Origin of the sequence: Saliniramus sp., from assembly GCF_035311605.1 — a bacterium.
Taxonomy (GTDB): domain Bacteria; phylum Pseudomonadota; class Alphaproteobacteria; order Rhizobiales; family Beijerinckiaceae; genus Saliniramus.
This window is the reverse complement of sequence record NZ_DATGCW010000255.1, coordinates 1-15,671: the sequence shown is the minus strand read 5'-3', so window position 1 is coordinate 15,671 and position 15,671 is coordinate 1. Positions and strand designations below refer to the sequence as shown.

Genomic DNA, 15,671 nt, shown 5'->3' with positions numbered 1-15,671 from the left:
CACGTTGAAGCCGTTCCAGTCTTCGGTCACGGCCCCGACCTTCTCCGCTGCCTTGGCCGCGAGCGCCATGATCGCTGCCCCGTCCTCGCGCATCAGCGCACCCTGGCCGAGGATGATCAGCGGACGCTCGGCTTCGCTCAGGACCTTCGCGAAGGGATGCTTGCCGGAGACGATCTCGGCCAGCGTGTCCGGACCGGCGCCGAGATAATCGTAATCATAGGTCAGATCCGCCTTCTCGCCGATCACGCCGATTGGCGGCGGGCCCATGCGGAAGCGCTTGCGGATGCGCACATTGACGAGCGAGGCCTCGATACGCGGATTGGAGCCCACGATCAGGATGGCATCCGCATCCTCGATCCCCTCGATGGTCGAATTGAACAGGTATGAGCCACGCCCCAGAGCCGGATCGAGAGCCGCGCCATCCTGACGGGCGTCGAGATTGGCCACGCCGAGTGACAGCATCAGCTCCTTGAGCGCATAGATCTCCTCCACCGCCGGCAGATCGCCGACAATGGCGCCGATGCGCTCCGGGCTCGCCGCGCCGACGGCTTTGGCGATGGCGCCGAACGCCTCCTGCCAGGAAGCGGGACGCAGCTTGCCGTTCTCGCGCACATATGGCTTGTCGAGGCGCTGGCGGCGCAGGCCGTCGGTGATGTGGCGGGTTTTATCCGTGATCCACTCCTCGTTGATCGCCTCGTGGACGCGCGGCAGGATACGCATCACCTCGCGACCCCGCGAATCGACCCGGATGGCGGAGCCCACCGCATCCATGACATCGACCGATTCGGTCTTGGTCATCTCCCAGGGCCGCGCCGTATAGGCGTACGGCTTGGAGGTGAGCGCGCCGACCGGGCAGAGATCGGCGACGCAGCTCTGCAGCTCGGAGCCCATCGCCTTTTCGAGATAGGTGGTGATCTCCATGTCCTCGCCGCGACCGATGGCGCCGAGATCCGGTACACCGGCAATCTCGGTCGCGAAACGCACGCAGCGGGTGCAATGGATGCAGCGATTCATCCAGGTCTTCACCAGCGGACCGATATACTTGTCCTCGACGGCGCGCTTGTTCTCGTGGAAACGGGTCGAATCCACGCCATAGGCCATGGCCTGGTCCTGCAGATCGCACTCGCCACCCTGATCGCAGATCGGGCAATCGAGCGGATGGTTGATCAGCAGGAACTCCATCACGCCCTCGCGGGCCTTCTTCACCGTCGGCGACTTGGTCGAGACCTCCGGCGGCTCGCCGTTCGGGCCCGGGCGGCAATCGCGCACGCCCCAGGCGCAGCTCGCGATCGGCTTGGGAGCCCCCTTGATCTCGACGAGGCACATGCGGCAATTGCCGGCGACCGAGAGCCGCTCGTGGAAGCAAAAGCGCGGGATCTCGGCGCCCGCCTCCTCGCACGCCTGGAGCAGCGTGTATTCGGCCGGGACGTCGATTTCTTTACCGTCGACGATGAGTTTGGTCATGATGCCGTCGTCCTGTTCGTTTCCGCGCGCGCCCGCAAATTGCTCTTCAAGCGGTTATTCAGCCGCCACGCGCACCGGATCGGAATGCGGGTTGGCCGCGTAATCGTCAATCCGCTTTTCGATTTCATGCCGGAAATGGCGAATCAAGCCCTGAATCGGCCATGCCGCAGCGTCACCCAACGCGCAGATCGTGTGGCCCTCGACCTGCTTGGTAACTTCGAGCAACATGTCGATCTCGCGCCTCTGCGCCCTGCCCTCCGACATCCGCGTGAGCACGCGCCACATCCAGCCGGTCCCCTCGCGACAGGGAGTGCACTGGCCGCAGCTCTCGTGCTTGTAGAAATAGGAGATCCGGGTGATGGCGCGCACGATGTCGGTGGACTTGTCCATCACGATCACCGCCGCCGTACCGAGACCCGATTGCAGCCCTCGCAATGTGTCGAAATCCATATGCGCGTCGGCGATCTGCTCTGCGGGAACCATCGGTACCGAAGAACCGCCGGGGATCACCGCGAGCAGATTATCCCAGCCGCCACGAATCCCGCCGCAATGGGTGTCGATCAGCTCGCGGAAGGTGATGCCCATCTCCTCTTCCACGTTGCACGGCTTGTTAACGTGGCCGGAGACGCAAAACAGCTTGGTGCCGACATTGTTGGGCCGGCCCAACCCCGAGAACCAGGAAGCGCCCCGGCGCAGGATGGTGCCGGCGACAGCGATCGATTCGACGTTGTTCACCGTGGTGGGGCAGCCATAGAGCCCGACATTGGCCGGGAATGGCGGCTTCAAGCGCGGCATGCCCTTCTTGCCCTCAAGGCTTTCGAGCAGAGCCGTTTCCTCGCCGCAGATATAGGCGCCGGCGCCGTGATGGACATAGAGATCGAAATCCCAACCATGCAGGTTATCCTTGCCGATGAGCTTCGCCTCGTACGCTTCGTCTACGGCGCGCTGCAGGGCAATGCGCTCGGCAATGTATTCGCCGCGCAGATAGATGTAGCAGGCATTGGCCCCCATGGCGAAGGAGGCAAGCAGGCAACCCTCGATCAGGAGATGCGGATCATGACGCATGATCTCTCGATCCTTGCAGGTGCCCGGCTCCGATTCATCGGCATTCACGACGAGATAATGCGGGCGCCCGTCATTCTGCTTGGGCATGAACGACCATTTCAGCCCCGTCGGGAAGCCCGCGCCGCCGCGCCCGCGCAGACCCGATTTCTTCATCTCGTCGACGATCCAGTCGCGCCCCTGGTCGATCAGGAACTTCGTCTCGTCCCAGGCACCGCGTTGGCGGGCAGCAGCGAGATCCGGCGAATGGAAGCCGTAGAGATTGGTGAAGATGCGGTCCTTGTCCTGCAGCATGTCGATTTCCTCTCAGGACTCTTTTTCGCCGGCGGCGAGCGTTTTCGCCTGGCCGACCCAGTCCTCACGGTCGATCCGGCCGGCGAATGACAGGAACTGCCCGACCCAGCGGATTTCCGAACGCCCCCATTGGGCGATCTGGTCGTAATGATAGATACCGAGATTATGCAACTTTTCCTCGTTGGCCGGGCCGATGCCGCTGATCTTCTTGAGATCGTCGGCCCTGTCCTTGCGCGGCTTCTTCAACGCCTTGGGGCGCGAACCGACCGCGTTGGCCTTTTCCTCAGGGGAAGCATCCTTGGACAGCTTCGCGAGCTTTTCCGCGATGTCCTTGTCCTCGGCTTCGAGATCGAGAGCCTCCTCGCCGACGGCCTTCTGCTGGGCGGGCGCATCGGCAACGGGGCGCTCTGTCGCGCGACCCGCGTCGGGATGCCCCTTCTTGGGCGCAACGGCGGCCTCTTCTTCAGTCTTCTTCACTGCCTTCTCAAGCTTTTCCTTCTCGGCCTTCCCGGCTTTTTCCTTCTCGGCCTTGGCTTTAGCTTCCGCCGCGCGCTGCGCCGCCTCTTCCTCGAAGCGCTTGCGCCAGGCGCCGACGACGGAGCCGTCATAGAGCGCGGGATCAGTCAGCGTCTTGACGTCGTCTTGCGGCTCGGAAGACTTGCGCCCGGCCTGAGAGCCGATATTCACCTTCTTGCCGGCGGCGAGATCGTCGAGCAGCTTGCCGAAATTCTCCGGGGTCAGGTCCTCGTAGTAATCTTCATTGATCTGCACCATCGGCGCGTTGCAGCAGGCGCCCAGGCACTCGACCGCCAGCCATGAGAACAGCCCGTCCTCGGAGACGGTCTGCTGCGGGCCGATGCGCTCTTCGAGCACCTTTCGGATGTCGTTCGACCCGCGCAGCATGCAGGGCGTGGTGCCGCACATCTGAACGTAGAACCTGCCCACCGGCTCGAGGTTGAACATCGTATAGAAGGTCGCGACCTCGTAGACGCGGATATACGGCATTTCCAGCCGCTCGCTCACTGCCTCGATCGCCTTTTGCGGCAGCCACCCGCCGCAATCAGTCTGGACGCGCCACAGAAGCGGGATCACCGCCGAGGCCTGCCGGCCTTGCGGGTATTTGGCGACGAGGTCCTTCGTCCACGCCTCGGTCTCGGCGGTGAAGGAAAACGCTTTCGGTTGAACCGCTTCCGGTGCGAGCCTGCGAACGGCCATGATCGTGATCGCCTTTTCTCAATTCGCGACACCGCCGAACGATGCCGCCCGTCAAATCCGTCTCACGCCGCACTGCGCGACGCGTCATCCATCGCCGAGGCTCAGCGATCGACCTCGCCGAACACGATGTCGATCGAGCCGAGGATCGCCGCCACATCCGCCAGCATGTGGCCCTTGCAGAGGAAATCCATCGCCTGGAGATGCGCGAAGCCGGGGGCGCGGATCTTGCAGCGATACGGCTTGTTGGAGCCGTCCGAGACGAGATACACGCCGAACTCGCCCTTCGGCGCTTCCACAGCCGCGTAGACTTCGCCCTCCGGCACGTGGAAGCCCTCCGTATAGAGCTTGAAGTGGTGAATCAGCGCTTCCATCGAGCGCTTCATCTCGCCCCGGGTCGGCGGCGCGAACTTGCCGTCCTTCGTGGTGATCGCCCCCTGCCCGTCCGGCGCACGCAACTTCGCAATGCACTGTTTCATGATGTGGATCGACTGGCGCATCTCTTCCATGCGCACCAGCTGCCGGTCGTAATTGTCGCCGTTCTTGCCCACGGGGATGTCGAAATCCATCTCCTCGTAGCATTCATAGGGCTGCGACTTGCGCAGATCCCACGCGACGCCCGAGCCGCGCACCATCACGCCGGAGAAGCCCCAGGCATAGGCGTCGTCGATATCGACCACGGCGATGTCGACATTGCGCTGCTTGAAGATGCGGTTCTTCATCACGAGGTCGTCGAGATCATCGACCACCTTCAGGAACGGATCGCACCACGCCTCGATATCGTCGATCAGCTCCGGCGGCAGATCCGCATGCACCCCGCCGGGGCGGAAGTAATTCGCGTGGAGCCGCGCTCCGGAGGCGCGCTCGTAGAACACCATCAGCTTCTCGCGCTCTTCGAAGCCCCAGAGCGGCGGCGTCAGCGCGCCCACATCCATGGCCTGGGTGGTGAGGTTGAGAAGATGCGACAGGATACGCCCGATCTCGCAATACAGAACCCGGATAAGCTGGGCCCGGCGCGGCACCGTGATCCCGGCCAGCTTCTCGATGGCGAGGCAGAAGGCGTGCTCCTGGTTCATCGGCGCGACATAGTCGAGCCGGTCGAAATAGGGAGTGGCCTGCAGATAGGTCTTGTGCTCGATCAGCTTCTCGGTACCACGATGCAACAGGCCGATATGCGGATCGACGCGCTCGACGATCTCGCCGTCGAGTTCCAGCACGAGGCGCAAAACGCCGTGCGCCGCCGGATGCTGCGGGCCGAAATTGATCGAGAAATTGCGAATGTCGTGCTCGCCCATGACGTCAGCGCCTTCCTCAGCCCTTGTCTGCCTGCTTGCCTGCCGGATCGGCCTTCTCGTCGCCCGGGAGCACGTAATCGGTGCCCTCCCAGGGCGAGAGGAAATCGAAATTGCGGAATTCCTGCGTGAGCTTCACCGGCTCGTAGACCACACGCCCCTCGATATCGTCGTAGCGGACCTCGACGAAACCGGTGAGCGGGAAATCCTTGCGCAGGGGGTGCCCCTCGAAGCCGTAATCGGTCAGGAGGCGGCGCAGATCCGGGTGATCGGTGAAGATCACGCCGTAGAGATCATAGGTCTCGCGCTCGAACCAGTTGGCAGCGGGGAACAGATCGATGATCGAGGGAACCGGCGTCTGCGCATCCACCATCACCTTGATCCGGATGCGCTGGTTATGGCGCAGGGAGAGGAAGTGGTAGACCACGTCGAAGCGCTTCTCGCGGGCCGGGTAATCCACCCCGCAGATATCGATGAAGCACTTGAACAGGCAGCCCTCATCGTCGCGCAGCCAGGCCACCGTATCGCGGATCGCCTCCGGCGCGACGGTGATGGTCAACTCGCCATGGGTGATCACGGCATCGGCGAGCTTCTCGCCGAGCCCCTTCTCCACAAGCCCCTTGCGGACATGCGTCTCGAGCTTTTCGAGGGCCGCAATCTCGTCCTGCGCAATCATCGTCATGATCCTCGACCTCAGCGCTCGATCGTACCGGTGCGGCGGATCTTCTTTTGCAGAAGCAGGACGCCGTAGAGCAGCGCCTCCGCCGTGGGCGGACAGCCGGGCACATAGACATCGACGGGCACGATGCGGTCGCAGCCGCGCACCACCGAATAGGAATAATGGTAATAACCGCCGCCATTGGCGCAGGATCCCATGGAGATGACGTAGCGCGGCTCCGGCATCTGGTCGTAGACCTTGCGGAAGGCAGGGGCCATCTTGTTGGTCAGCGTGCCGGCGACGATGATCACGTCCGATTGACGCGGGCTCGCGCGGGGCGCAAAGCCGAAGCGCTCGGCATCATAGCGCGGCATCGACATCTGCATCATCTCGACCGCACAGCAGGCGAGGCCGAAGGTCATCCACATCAGCGAGCCGCCACGAGCCCAGTTGATCAGATCATCGGTAGAGGTGACGAGGAAGCCCTTGTCGGCCAGCTCCGCATTCACCTCCGAGAAGAACGGGTCCTTCGCCTGGGCAGGGTTGTCCTGCGCACGCTGCAAGAGTGCCGCACCCTCGGCATTGGGCGAAAGCACGCGGTTGTCGCGATCGATCAATCCCATTCCAGGGCTCCCTTGTTCCATTCGTAGACGAATCCGACGGTCAGTACGCCGAGAAAGATCATCATCGACCAGAAGCCGAACCAACCCAGTTCACCGAAGACCACGGCCCAGGGGAACAGAAACGCCACTTCCAGATCGAAGATGATGAAGAGGATGGCCACGAGATAGAAGCGCACATCGAAGCGCATGCGCGAATCGTCGAAGGCGTTGAAGCCGCATTCGTAGGTCGAGACCTTCTCGCTGTCGGGATTGCTGTGCGCGACGATGAAGGGCGCCACGAGAAGCGCGCCACCGATCACCATGGCCAGGGCGATGAAGATCACCAGCGGCAGATAATCCATCAAAAGATTGTCCATACGTCGACCTTCCCGATCACAATCCCGGCGCATCCGCGACGACCGCGCGCCAGCCGGTCACGCCTTCTTCGCATCCGCAAACCTCGCGGGCGAGGCTTATCCCAGCCACCACGCAAACACAAGAACCGACGCGGGAGGATTCCAGACTGGACCCCTGCCGGCGCTTCTGCCCGCAGCCATGCGCATCGGATGCCGTGGCCTGTTACTATAGAGAAGATAGCGATTCGTTTCGCGTTGGGGAGGGTTTGTGATGTTGCGTCGCACCGTTTTTTCGGCTTTTTGCGCCGTTTGCGCGATTCCAACCCTTTCCGGACCGCCGCACGACGCCGCACAGGCCCAGAATCGGGCAATCGACATGATGCGCGTCGATTGCGCCCAGTTCGACAGGCTGCGATCGGCGCGCAAGCGCAGCATCGGCGTCTGGCTGCACGGTTACTATATCGGTACCGGTCAGCGCCCGCTGCTCGATATCGACGGGATCGAGGGCGCGGTCGAAGCGCTGATCAGCTATTGCGCCAAAAATCCCGACGCGCCCCTCGTCAGCGCCGAGACCGCGACGATCCTGCGCGGCGAGGAGCCGCCCGTCGCCGCAACCGGGAGCGGCAGCAGCAATGGCATGAGCGGCAACCGGCCACGCCAGGGCCTGCGCATCACCGTGCCATCCGACGCGCCGCGCGACCCGCCACGCGAGGATCGCAGCGCACCCTCACCCTCCCCCGACAGGCCGATGCGCCCGCGCCCTGTCGATTGAGCCGGGATGTCGGGGTGCTTTTCTCCTGCGGCGCGTGCGGCTATCGTTACTCATGAGGGAGCGATCAGGTGTCGCTCAGCACAGTCGATCGCGACGCGCACAATGGCGGAAAGTGAGGTGGCATGCGCCGAGACAGCGAGCAAGCGCCCGACTCGGTGCGCACCCTGATCATCCTGTGTCTCGCCGTCTTTCTGGCGATCATGGTCGGCTGGCTGTTCGTCGTCGGGAAAGACATCCTGCTCCCGATCGTCATCGCGGTGCTTTCCGCCTATGTGATGTCGAACGCCTCGCGTGCGCTGGGGCGCTGGCCGGTGACGCGGCTGCTGCCCTCGCTGGTGCGGCGTCTGCTGCTGTTGATCGGATTCATCGGGGTGATCTTCGCCTTCAACGGCGTCGTGATCGTCACTGTGCGCGACCTCATGGCATCGGCGCCGGGCTACCAGGCCAATCTGGAGCGGATGGTGACGCAGGTGATGGCCATGTTCGGTACCGCCGGCAATCCCGACTGGCAGGCGGTGCGCGCCGTCACCATCGATCGCATCGACATGACCGGGCTGATCGGCGGGCTGGCCGGCTCCGTGGGAGCCCTCGTTGGTGTGCTGTTCATGGCCGTGGTCTACGCGCTCTTCCTCACGGGTGAGGCCGGGAGCTTCGCTCGCAAGATCTCGGTCGCGCTCCCGGGACAGGGTCAGGCCGACAAGACCATGGCGGTGATCTCCGACATCAACGAACGCATCGCCGATTATCTGGCGGTGAAGACGCTGATCAACATCATCCTTGCCTGCCTGTCCTTCGTGATCCTGTGGCTTTTCGGGGTCGATTATGCGCTATTCTGGGCGCTCGTCATCGGAATTCTGAACTACATCCCCTATTTCGGTTCGCTTCTGGGCGTCGCCTTCCCCGTGCTCATGAGCATCGCCCAGTTTGGCTCGATCACGCTGACGCTGCTGATCGCGGGGATGCTCACGGCGACGCAGATGTGGGTGGGGAATTTCCTTGAGCCGCGCATGATTGGCCGCAGGGTCAATCTCTCACCCTTCGTCGTCCTGGTCGCCCTGTCGTTCTGGTATGCGTTCTGGGGGATCCCCGGCGCGATCCTCGCCGTGCCAATGACATCAATGCTGGCGATCATCTTCGCCGCCTTCGACCAGACCCGTCCGCTTGCGGTGCTGCTGGCCAATGACGTCAGCGTCTTCGAGCGGCGCAGCACACCCGCTGCCCTGCCCCACCCGGATGCGCATCACCCGGAGGTCAGTTCCTGAATCCGGGCGTTGAGCTTCGTCACCATGCCCTCCAGTTCCCTGATTCGGGCGCGCAATTGCTCCTCGGTCTCATCGCTCATCTCTGAAGGCGTCTCCGCTCCCGAAGGCGCCGCATCGAGATAGGCGACGCCGCAGAAATCGCCCTGGCGCCAGGCCAGCCGAACCTTGCGCGTGACGTTCCTCTGGGGGATGTGCAGGTCGAAATGCTCGGGCAGCGTCACGGACCCGGAAACCTCCAGCTTGGCACCGCCTTCGGAGGTGTTTCGGATCGTGCAATCGACCTTCATCATCCCCTTGTTGTAGAGGATTCGCGCGGCCATGAAGGACCGCATCCGCTCCGAGCGACGATGATTGGTGCCTGGGGGTGTCATCAACATGCTTGTACAGCCTCGGGTCTCTGTGACGCTCAGAGACTACAGGAATGTTGCTTCCCAATCGTTAATATGAAACATGCGATATAAATTCCCTCCACTGATAAAATCAGGGATCGCCATTAATCTGCTTTTACATTCAATGACTGTTTATGAAAATTGAAGATATTTTCGAGCGGACTTCGCATCGCCCGGTCATACGAACCTGCGGAAACGTATCGCTTTGCGCAGCCGCTCTTGCCGACGCGCACGAAATTCCCGCACATGCCGTTGCGACACGCAAGAGAATATTGTTGTTCATGGTATTTTTGGAGCATCAGATAATAATGGCGCGGGCGACGGGACTCGAACCCGCGACCTCCGGCGTGACAGGCCGGCACTCTAACCGACTGAGCTACGCCCGCTTCCATTCCCGCCGCGTTCGTCTGCGGCGATGGCGCGGGTTTACGGCGCGCCTTCGTCGCTGTCAAGCGCCGCGTGGGCCCTGTACGCTATTTTCTACGGCGATGGCGAAGCGGCGCGGTACAAACGCTTGAGCCGCCATTATCGGGGGGGGTGTTGCCGCATTTTCCCAAGCCATGACGCAAACCGGCGTCGGGCGAATTTTCGCCCGATGCCGCATTCATTCCCGGCAGCGAGACACTGCAGCCGCACTCTGATTCCGCTCAAATTCCCTCGGCACCCCGGCTCATGGCTGCGATCCCGGTACGCGCCACTTCCTTGAGGCCCACAGCCGTCATCAGATTGATGAATCGCTCGACCTCCTCGCTCGCCCCGGTGAGCTCGAAGACGAAGGAGTGCAGCGTCGCATCAAGCGTGCGCGCTCCGAAGGCAGAAGCAAGCCGCAGCGCTTCGACCCGATGCTCCCCCTTGCCGACCACCTTGACGAGGCACAATTCCCGCTCAAGCGCCGCCCCGTCGATGGTGAGGTCGTCGACGCGATGCACCGGCACGATGCGCTCGAGCTGGTACTTGATCTGCTCAATCACATTGGCCGTGCCCGTGGTGACGATGGTGATGCGCGAGATGTGCTTTTCGTGCTCGGTCTCGGAGACGGTGAGGCTCTCGATATTGTAGCCGCGTCCGGAAAACAGGCCGGCGATACGGGCCAGGACACCCGGCTCGTTATCGACGATCACCGCAAGCGTGTGGCGGTTCACTGTCTGCGTGACCGTCTGTTCCGGGTAGTGGGTCTGACTGTTCATCGTTGCATCGCCCTGCTGTTTCCTGATTCGCACATGGTTGAACCCGCCGTGCCCGGTCGTCGCGCCGGGTCACAGCCCTTCGCGGTAATTCTCGATCGCCGGCTCGTCGACTTCGTCATGCGGGACGAGCCAGCTTTCGCGCAAGCCCTGTTCGCGCCATTCCCTGAAGGCGGGCAGCGCGAGCACGGCATCCATATAGGCGCGGATATCGCCCTCGACGGGCCATTGATAAGTGTCGAGCCGGGTCACGACCGGAGCATACATCGCATCCGCGGCCCCGAAATCGGCGCCGAACAGATAGGGCCCGCCGGCGCCGAACCGGTCGCGGGCATCGCGCCACAACTCCGTGATGCGCGCCACATCCGCCGCCACGTCCTCACCGCGGTCGCGATGGGCGTAGCGCCGCCCGAGATTCATCGGCAAAGCTGCACGAAGCGCCCGAAAACCGGCATGCATCTCGTCGGCAATCGAGCGCGCCAGGGCACGGGCTGCGGGATCGCGCGGCCAGATCGGCAGATCGGGATGACGCTCCGCCAGCGATTCCAGGATCGCCATCGATTCCCAGACCACGGCATCGCCGTCGATCAGCACCGGCACCTTCCCGGCGGGGGAATATGCGAGAATGCGGGCGCGCGTATCGGGCTGATCGAGGGGGATCATCACCTCCTCGAAGGGCAGCCCGTAATGGCGCATCAGAATCCAGGGCCGCAGCGACCAGGATGAGTAGATCTTGTTGGCAACGACGAGTGTCGGCATTTGAGTTCCGCTGGCTTGCAAACAATCAGGGGCTATATTCTCACTACAAATACAAGCAAGACGCATGACAGGCCCGGTCGCGGCAAGGCGTGCCGGCGACCCGTGCGGCCGCCGGCGACGTGAAGATCACACCAGCATCTTGCCCTTGTCGTCGATGGCGCTGCCGATATCCTGCGGATCCTCCGAGAGGTAGTCGTTCAACAGCATCTCGTTATGGGCCTTGCCCGACGGGATCATCGGGAAACAGTTCTCGGCCTTGTCGACGATGCAGTCGAAGATCACCGGGCGGTCGATGGCGAGCATCTCCTCGATCGCACCGTCCAGATCGTCAGGTTTGTCGCAGCGCATGCCGACGGCGCCATAGGCTTCGGCCAGCTTGACGAAATCGGGCAGCGATTCGGAATAGCTCTGCGAATAGCGCCCGCCATGCAGGAGCTCCTGCCACTGGCGCACCATGCCCATATATTCGTTGTTGAGGATGAATATCTTCACCGGCAGCCGGTACTGCACCGCCGTCGACATCTCCTGGATGTTCATCAGAATCGAGGCCTCGCCGGCAATGTCGATGACAAGCCCGTCGCGATGCGCCATCTGCACGCCGATCGCCGCCGGCAACCCGTAGCCCATCGTGCCGAGGCCGCCGGAGGTCATCCAGCGATTGGGCTCTTCGAAGCCGAAATACTGCGCCGCCCACATCTGGTGCTGGCCCACCTCCGTGGTGACATAGGTGTCGCGTCCCCGACCAGCGGGGCCGAGCGTCGCCTCGTACAGGCGCTCGACGGCGAATTGCGGCTTGATCGTCTCGGTCGAAGGGCGATAGCCGAGGCACTTGCGCGAGCGCCAGGTCTCGATCTGCTCCCACCATTGCGCCAGGGCCGGCTTGTCGATCTGCGGCGACATCGTACGGAACAGGCGCACCATGTCCTCGAGCACGTAGCCGCAATCGCCGACGATGCCGAGATCGACCTTGACGTTCTTGTTGATCGAGGAGGGATCGACATCGATATGGATCTTGCGCGAATTGGGCGAAAAGGCATCGAGCCGCCCGGTGATGCGGTCGTCGAAACGCGCACCGATGCAGATCATCAGATCGCAGCCATGCATGGCCAGATTGGCCTCATAGGTGCCGTGCATGCCCAGCATGCCGAGGAACTGCCTGTCGGAAGCCGGATAGGCGCCGAGCCCCATCAACGTGGAGGTTATCGGGAAACCCGTCAGCCGCACCAGTTCGCGCAAGAGCTCGGAGGCATGCGGGCCGGCATTGATCACGCCGCCGCCAGTATAGAAGACCGGTCGCTTTGCGGCGCCGATCAGCTCGATTGCAGCGCGAATCTTCTCGATATCGCCCTTCACGGCTGGCCGATAGGTCTTGTGCTCGCTGCTGGTCGGGCGGGCATAGGTACCGGTCTTGAACTGGATGTCCTTGGGAAGATCGACCACGACCGGGCCTGGCCGGCCATTGGCGGCGACATAAAAGGCTTCGTGCAGGATGCGCGGCAGATCCGCGATGTCCTTCACGAGGTAGTTGTGCTTGGTGCAATGGCGGGTGATCCCGACCGTATCGCATTCCTGGAAGGCGTCGGAACCGATCAGATGGGTCGGGACCTGGCCTGTAATGCACACGAGGGGGATCGAATCCATCATCGCATCGGTGAGACCGGTCACCGCATTGGTCGCCCCGGGGCCCGAGGTGACAAGAACGCAGCCGACCTTGCCGGTCGAGCGGGCATAACCTTCTGCCGCATGAACCGCACCCTGCTCGTGGCGCACCAGCACGTGCTCGACTGAATCCTGATGAAACAGCGCATCGTAAATCGGCAATACGGCGCCCCCGGGATATCCGAAGATATGCTCGACACCCTGATCCTGGAGGGCGCGGACCACCATTTCGGCTCCGGTCATCATCTCGCTCATGATCGACTTTCCTTCAATCGTTCTACCGGGGAATTCTACCGGTTTGTCTTTCGTGTTGGTGGGCGGCGTTCGTGTGGGTGGTTCAGGCAATAAAAAAGGCCCCGTCGGGGGGCCTCATGCACCATCGCCGGATCGTACGGGTCATACCCGCTCCGTCGATGGCGCCCCAATTACGAGAATAAGCGTGCTCATGGCTCGCGCTTTCCTTTCATAAAGTTGCGCGCAGACTAGCCGAGACTTTCGCTTCGGTCAAGCGTCATACGCGATCGCACGCGAGAAACGCGGAACCTCGCGAGTGCATACCCCTCGCTGCCGGCCTTGCCGACCGGACCATTGCAGCATGCAGGCTCGTGCGGCAGTGCGAGGCACGTCGATGATCCCGCAATTGGCGCAAGAACGGCGCCGACATGATGTCCCACCTGCCCGTGCGCAGCGTGACGGTGACGGATTTCGCATTTGCCGGCGGGCGATTGCGCGCTACACAGCAGATATGAGCGACTTCTCCCTCGATACCCGCCTTGAAGCCGATACGATCGCACTCGGTGATCTCGAACTGTGCAGCGTGCGCCTGATGAACGATGCGCGCTTTCCATGGCTGATCCTGATCCCGCAGCGGCCAGATATCATCGAACTGGACGATCTCGCGCCAGAGGACGCGCAGCAGCTCACGGAGGAGGCACGTATTGCCGTATCGGTGATGCGCAAGGTCGCCAATCCGGACAAGGTGAACGTCGCGAATCTCGGCAATGTCGTGGCGCAGTTCCACCTGCACGTGATCGGACGCTTTCTCTCCGACCCCGCCTGGCCCGGTCCCGTCTGGGGCCACGGCGAACGCCGCGCCTATCCCGCACACGGGGTTCAGCCCCTGATCGACCGTTTCACACAGGCCTTCGCGGAAGCCTGACAATCCCGAGAAGAGGGGCGCCGAAAGGCATGACCGATTTCACGAAGGACCACCCGCCCATGGGCTTTGCCACCAATGGGCTGATGCGCCACACGAGCGAGCGCGGCGACGATGCACTCGCACGCCATCGCCACGATCCGCAGGCACGGATCGTTCTGTTCGCCGGCGATGTCCCGATTCTGCGCCGCACCGAATCAGGGCTCAGCGCTCTTCATACTGCCGCAATCCGCGGCGCTCTGCCGGTCGCGGAGGAGGTCTATCTCGGCACCCTCGACGGCAGCCATGTGCTTGCACTGCTCACCGCTGCGGATCAGCTGGAGGCCTTCGAGCGAGACAGCGCCTGCTTCGTGCTCGATCTGCGTTCCGTCGCCACGCAGGGGCTCGTGCCCGAGCGCGAGGCCGGGATGCTGGCCGAGGCGAAATCCCTGCTCTCGTGGCATGCGCGACACCGCTTCTGCGCGAATTGCGGGGCGCCGACACGCGCGAGCGCTTCCGGCTTTCGCCGCGATTGCGATGCCTGCGGCACCCAGCATTTTCCCCGCACCGACCCGGTCGCGATCATGCTGATCACCTATCGCGACCGGATCCTGCTCGGGCGCCAGGCGCGCTTTCCAGCGGGCAATTATTCCTGCCTCGCAGGCTTCGTCGAACCGGGCGAGACGGTCGAGGATGCAGTGCGGCGCGAGACCTTCGAGGAAGCGGGCGTGCGTGTCGGCGAGGTGCGCTACATGCTCTCCCAGCCCTGGCCCTTCCCCTCCTCCCTGATGATCGGGTGCCACGGCATCGCCACCGATGACAACCTCGACATCGATTACGAGGAGATGGAGGACGTGCGCTGGTTCTCGCGCGACGACGTCGCACTGATGCTGGAGGACCGCCATCCCGACAATCTGCGCACGCCGCCGCCGGTCGCGATCGCGCATCACCTGGTGCGGCGCTACCTCACCGGCTGAGCCGGGCGCGAGCTCACTCCTCGTCCATCGTGTCACGCAGCTTGCGGCGAAACGGATGGGCGGGGTAGACGCCGAGCACGTTCAGTTCGCGCGAGAAGAAGGCGAGCTCCTCCAGCGCGCGGCGCAGATGCGGCTCGTCCTTGTGGCCGTCCACCTCTGCATAGAACTGCGTTGCGGTGAAATGACCCTCGATCATGTAGCTCTCGAGCTTGGTCATGTTGACGCCGTTGGTCGCGAAACCGCCCATCGCCTTGTAGAGAGCCGCGGGGATGTTGCGGACCTGAAACACGAAGGTCGTCATCATCCCGTCATCGCCGCGTCGCGCATAGTCGGGGTCGCGTGACATCACAAGAAAACGGGTGGTGTTGTTGCCCTCGTCCTCGATCTCGCGGGCAAGGACGTCCAGGCCGTAGATCTCGCCGGCGAGTTCACTGGCCAGCGCGGCCAGGGCCGGATCGCCGGTTTCGGCGACCTGACGGGCCGAGCCTGCCGTATCGGCGCCGGTGACGCGGTGGATGCCATGCATGTGCAGAAATTCGCGGCACTGGCCCAGAAGCATCGTGTGGCTCATGGCGCGGTCAATCTGGGCCAGCG

15 protein-coding genes, 1 tRNA gene and 1 pseudogene are annotated in these 15,671 nt (G+C 63.0%); 4 read left to right on the top strand and 13 right to left on the bottom strand.

Going from position 1 to position 15,671, the window contains the following annotated elements:
• From nuoG to VKP01_RS11540, 7 genes and pseudogenes are all read right to left on the bottom strand, one after another.
• A partial coding sequence (nuoG, locus tag VKP01_RS11570) for an NADH-quinone oxidoreductase subunit NuoG (RefSeq protein WP_324412430.1) occupies positions 1 to 1,464 on the bottom strand: 1,464 nt, incomplete at its 3' end.
• A 54-nt stretch (positions 1,465 to 1,518) separates the two neighbouring features.
• Positions 1,519 to 2,820 carry an NADH-quinone oxidoreductase subunit NuoF gene (gene nuoF, locus VKP01_RS11565; protein WP_324412428.1) on the bottom strand — a complete coding sequence of 434 codons (1,302 nt, stop codon included), beginning with the start codon at positions 2,818 to 2,820 and terminating at the stop codon, positions 1,519 to 1,521.
• A 12-nt stretch (positions 2,821 to 2,832) separates the two neighbouring features.
• Positions 2,833 to 4,035 (bottom strand): NADH-quinone oxidoreductase subunit NuoE, encoded by a 1,203-nt coding sequence (gene nuoE / locus VKP01_RS11560; protein WP_324412426.1) that lies wholly within the window; start codon positions 4,033 to 4,035, stop codon positions 2,833 to 2,835.
• A 101-nt stretch (positions 4,036 to 4,136) separates the two neighbouring features.
• Positions 4,137 to 5,327 carry an NADH-quinone oxidoreductase subunit D gene (locus VKP01_RS11555; protein WP_324412424.1) on the bottom strand — a complete coding sequence of 397 codons (1,191 nt, stop codon included), beginning with the start codon at positions 5,325 to 5,327 and terminating at the stop codon, positions 4,137 to 4,139.
• A gap of 16 nt (positions 5,328 to 5,343) precedes the next feature.
• Positions 5,344 to 6,000: an NADH-quinone oxidoreductase subunit C gene (locus VKP01_RS11550; protein ID WP_324412436.1), complete on the bottom strand. Its 657-nt coding sequence runs from the start codon at positions 5,998 to 6,000 to the stop codon at positions 5,344 to 5,346.
• A gap of 17 nt (positions 6,001 to 6,017) precedes the next feature.
• Positions 6,018 to 6,509 (bottom strand): annotated as a pseudogene (locus VKP01_RS11545) (NuoB/complex I 20 kDa subunit family protein); the annotation flags it as partial.
• A gap of 86 nt (positions 6,510 to 6,595) precedes the next feature.
• Positions 6,596 to 6,961 carry an NADH-quinone oxidoreductase subunit A gene (locus VKP01_RS11540; RefSeq protein ID WP_324412421.1) on the bottom strand — a complete coding sequence of 122 codons (366 nt, stop codon included), beginning with the start codon at positions 6,959 to 6,961 and terminating at the stop codon, positions 6,596 to 6,598.
• Positions 6,962 to 7,211: 250 nt separating this feature from the next.
• On the opposite strand from VKP01_RS11540, the gene VKP01_RS11535 reads away from it, so the two are divergent.
• A complete protein-coding gene (locus VKP01_RS11535) occupies positions 7,212 to 7,712 on the top strand; it encodes an HdeA/HdeB family chaperone (protein ID WP_324412419.1) in 501 nt (166 codons plus the stop codon).
• A 122-nt stretch (positions 7,713 to 7,834) separates the two neighbouring features.
• Complete coding sequence (locus tag VKP01_RS11530; protein ID WP_324412417.1) at positions 7,835 to 8,974, top strand: AI-2E family transporter; 1,140 nt, start codon at positions 7,835 to 7,837, stop codon at positions 8,972 to 8,974.
• Here the strand turns inward: VKP01_RS11530 and VKP01_RS11525 are convergent.
• From VKP01_RS11525 to VKP01_RS11505, 5 genes are all read right to left on the bottom strand, one after another.
• On the bottom strand, positions 8,953 to 9,345 hold the full coding sequence (locus tag VKP01_RS11525) for a PilZ domain-containing protein (RefSeq protein WP_324412434.1): 393 nt from the start codon (positions 9,343 to 9,345) through the stop codon (positions 8,953 to 8,955). The two genes, VKP01_RS11530 and VKP01_RS11525, sit on opposite strands and share 22 nt — an antisense overlap.
• A 327-nt stretch (positions 9,346 to 9,672) precedes the next feature.
• Positions 9,673 to 9,749: transfer RNA gene (locus VKP01_RS11520), tRNA-Asp, on the bottom strand.
• Between the two features lie 261 nt (positions 9,750 to 10,010).
• Positions 10,011 to 10,550, bottom strand: a complete 540-nt coding sequence (gene ilvN, locus VKP01_RS11515; protein WP_074445037.1) for an acetolactate synthase small subunit — start codon at positions 10,548 to 10,550, stop codon at positions 10,011 to 10,013.
• A 69-nt stretch (positions 10,551 to 10,619) separates the two neighbouring features.
• The gene (locus VKP01_RS11510) at positions 10,620 to 11,306 is read right to left on the bottom strand and encodes a glutathione S-transferase family protein (protein ID WP_324412413.1); all 687 of its coding nucleotides are present in this window, start codon (positions 11,304 to 11,306) and stop codon (positions 10,620 to 10,622) included.
• Between the two features lie 126 nt (positions 11,307 to 11,432).
• Positions 11,433 to 13,223 carry an acetolactate synthase 3 large subunit gene (locus VKP01_RS11505; RefSeq protein WP_324412432.1) on the bottom strand — a complete coding sequence of 597 codons (1,791 nt, stop codon included), beginning with the start codon at positions 13,221 to 13,223 and terminating at the stop codon, positions 11,433 to 11,435.
• 487 nt (positions 13,224 to 13,710) lie between these two features.
• Between VKP01_RS11505 and VKP01_RS11500 the strand changes: the two genes are divergently transcribed.
• Together VKP01_RS11500 and nudC are read left to right on the top strand one after the other, a co-directional pair.
• Positions 13,711 to 14,124, top strand: coding sequence for an HIT domain-containing protein (locus VKP01_RS11500; RefSeq protein WP_324412411.1), 414 nt, complete (start codon positions 13,711 to 13,713; stop codon positions 14,122 to 14,124).
• A gap of 29 nt (positions 14,125 to 14,153) precedes the next feature.
• On the top strand, positions 14,154 to 15,077 hold the full coding sequence (nudC, locus tag VKP01_RS11495; protein WP_324412410.1) for an NAD(+) diphosphatase: 924 nt from the start codon (positions 14,154 to 14,156) through the stop codon (positions 15,075 to 15,077).
• A 13-nt stretch (positions 15,078 to 15,090) separates the two neighbouring features.
• Here the strand turns inward: nudC and VKP01_RS11490 are convergent.
• Positions 15,091 to 15,671: prephenate dehydratase domain-containing protein (locus VKP01_RS11490; protein WP_324412409.1), on the bottom strand; the 581-nt coding region annotated here is incomplete at its 5' end.

Excerpts from the sequence above, each read along its gene's own strand:
- VKP01_RS11510 (WP_324412413.1), bottom strand. The coding sequence starts at position 11,306 with ATGCCGACACTCGTCGTTGCCAACAAGATCTACTCATCCTGGTCGCTG.
- VKP01_RS11500 (WP_324412411.1), top strand. The coding sequence starts at position 13,711 with ATGAGCGACTTCTCCCTCGATACCCGCCTTGAAGCCGATACGATCGCA.
- VKP01_RS11530 (WP_324412417.1), top strand. The coding sequence starts at position 7,835 with ATGCGCCGAGACAGCGAGCAAGCGCCCGACTCGGTGCGCACCCTGATC.
- VKP01_RS11555 (WP_324412424.1), bottom strand. The coding sequence starts at position 5,327 with ATGGGCGAGCACGACATTCGCAATTTCTCGATCAATTTCGGCCCGCAG.
- nuoF (WP_324412428.1), bottom strand. The coding sequence starts at position 2,820 with ATGCTGCAGGACAAGGACCGCATCTTCACCAATCTCTACGGCTTCCAT.
- VKP01_RS11550 (WP_324412436.1), bottom strand. The coding sequence starts at position 6,000 with ATGATTGCGCAGGACGAGATTGCGGCCCTCGAAAAGCTCGAGACGCAT.
- VKP01_RS11525 (WP_324412434.1), bottom strand. The coding sequence starts at position 9,345 with ATGACACCCCCAGGCACCAATCATCGTCGCTCGGAGCGGATGCGGTCC.
- VKP01_RS11535 (WP_324412419.1), top strand. The coding sequence starts at position 7,212 with ATGTTGCGTCGCACCGTTTTTTCGGCTTTTTGCGCCGTTTGCGCGATT.
- nudC (WP_324412410.1), top strand. The coding sequence starts at position 14,154 with ATGACCGATTTCACGAAGGACCACCCGCCCATGGGCTTTGCCACCAAT.
- nuoE (WP_324412426.1), bottom strand. The coding sequence starts at position 4,035 with ATGGCCGTTCGCAGGCTCGCACCGGAAGCGGTTCAACCGAAAGCGTTT.
- ilvN (WP_074445037.1), bottom strand. The coding sequence starts at position 10,550 with ATGAACAGTCAGACCCACTACCCGGAACAGACGGTCACGCAGACAGTG.
- VKP01_RS11540 (WP_324412421.1), bottom strand. The coding sequence starts at position 6,961 with ATGGACAATCTTTTGATGGATTATCTGCCGCTGGTGATCTTCATCGCC.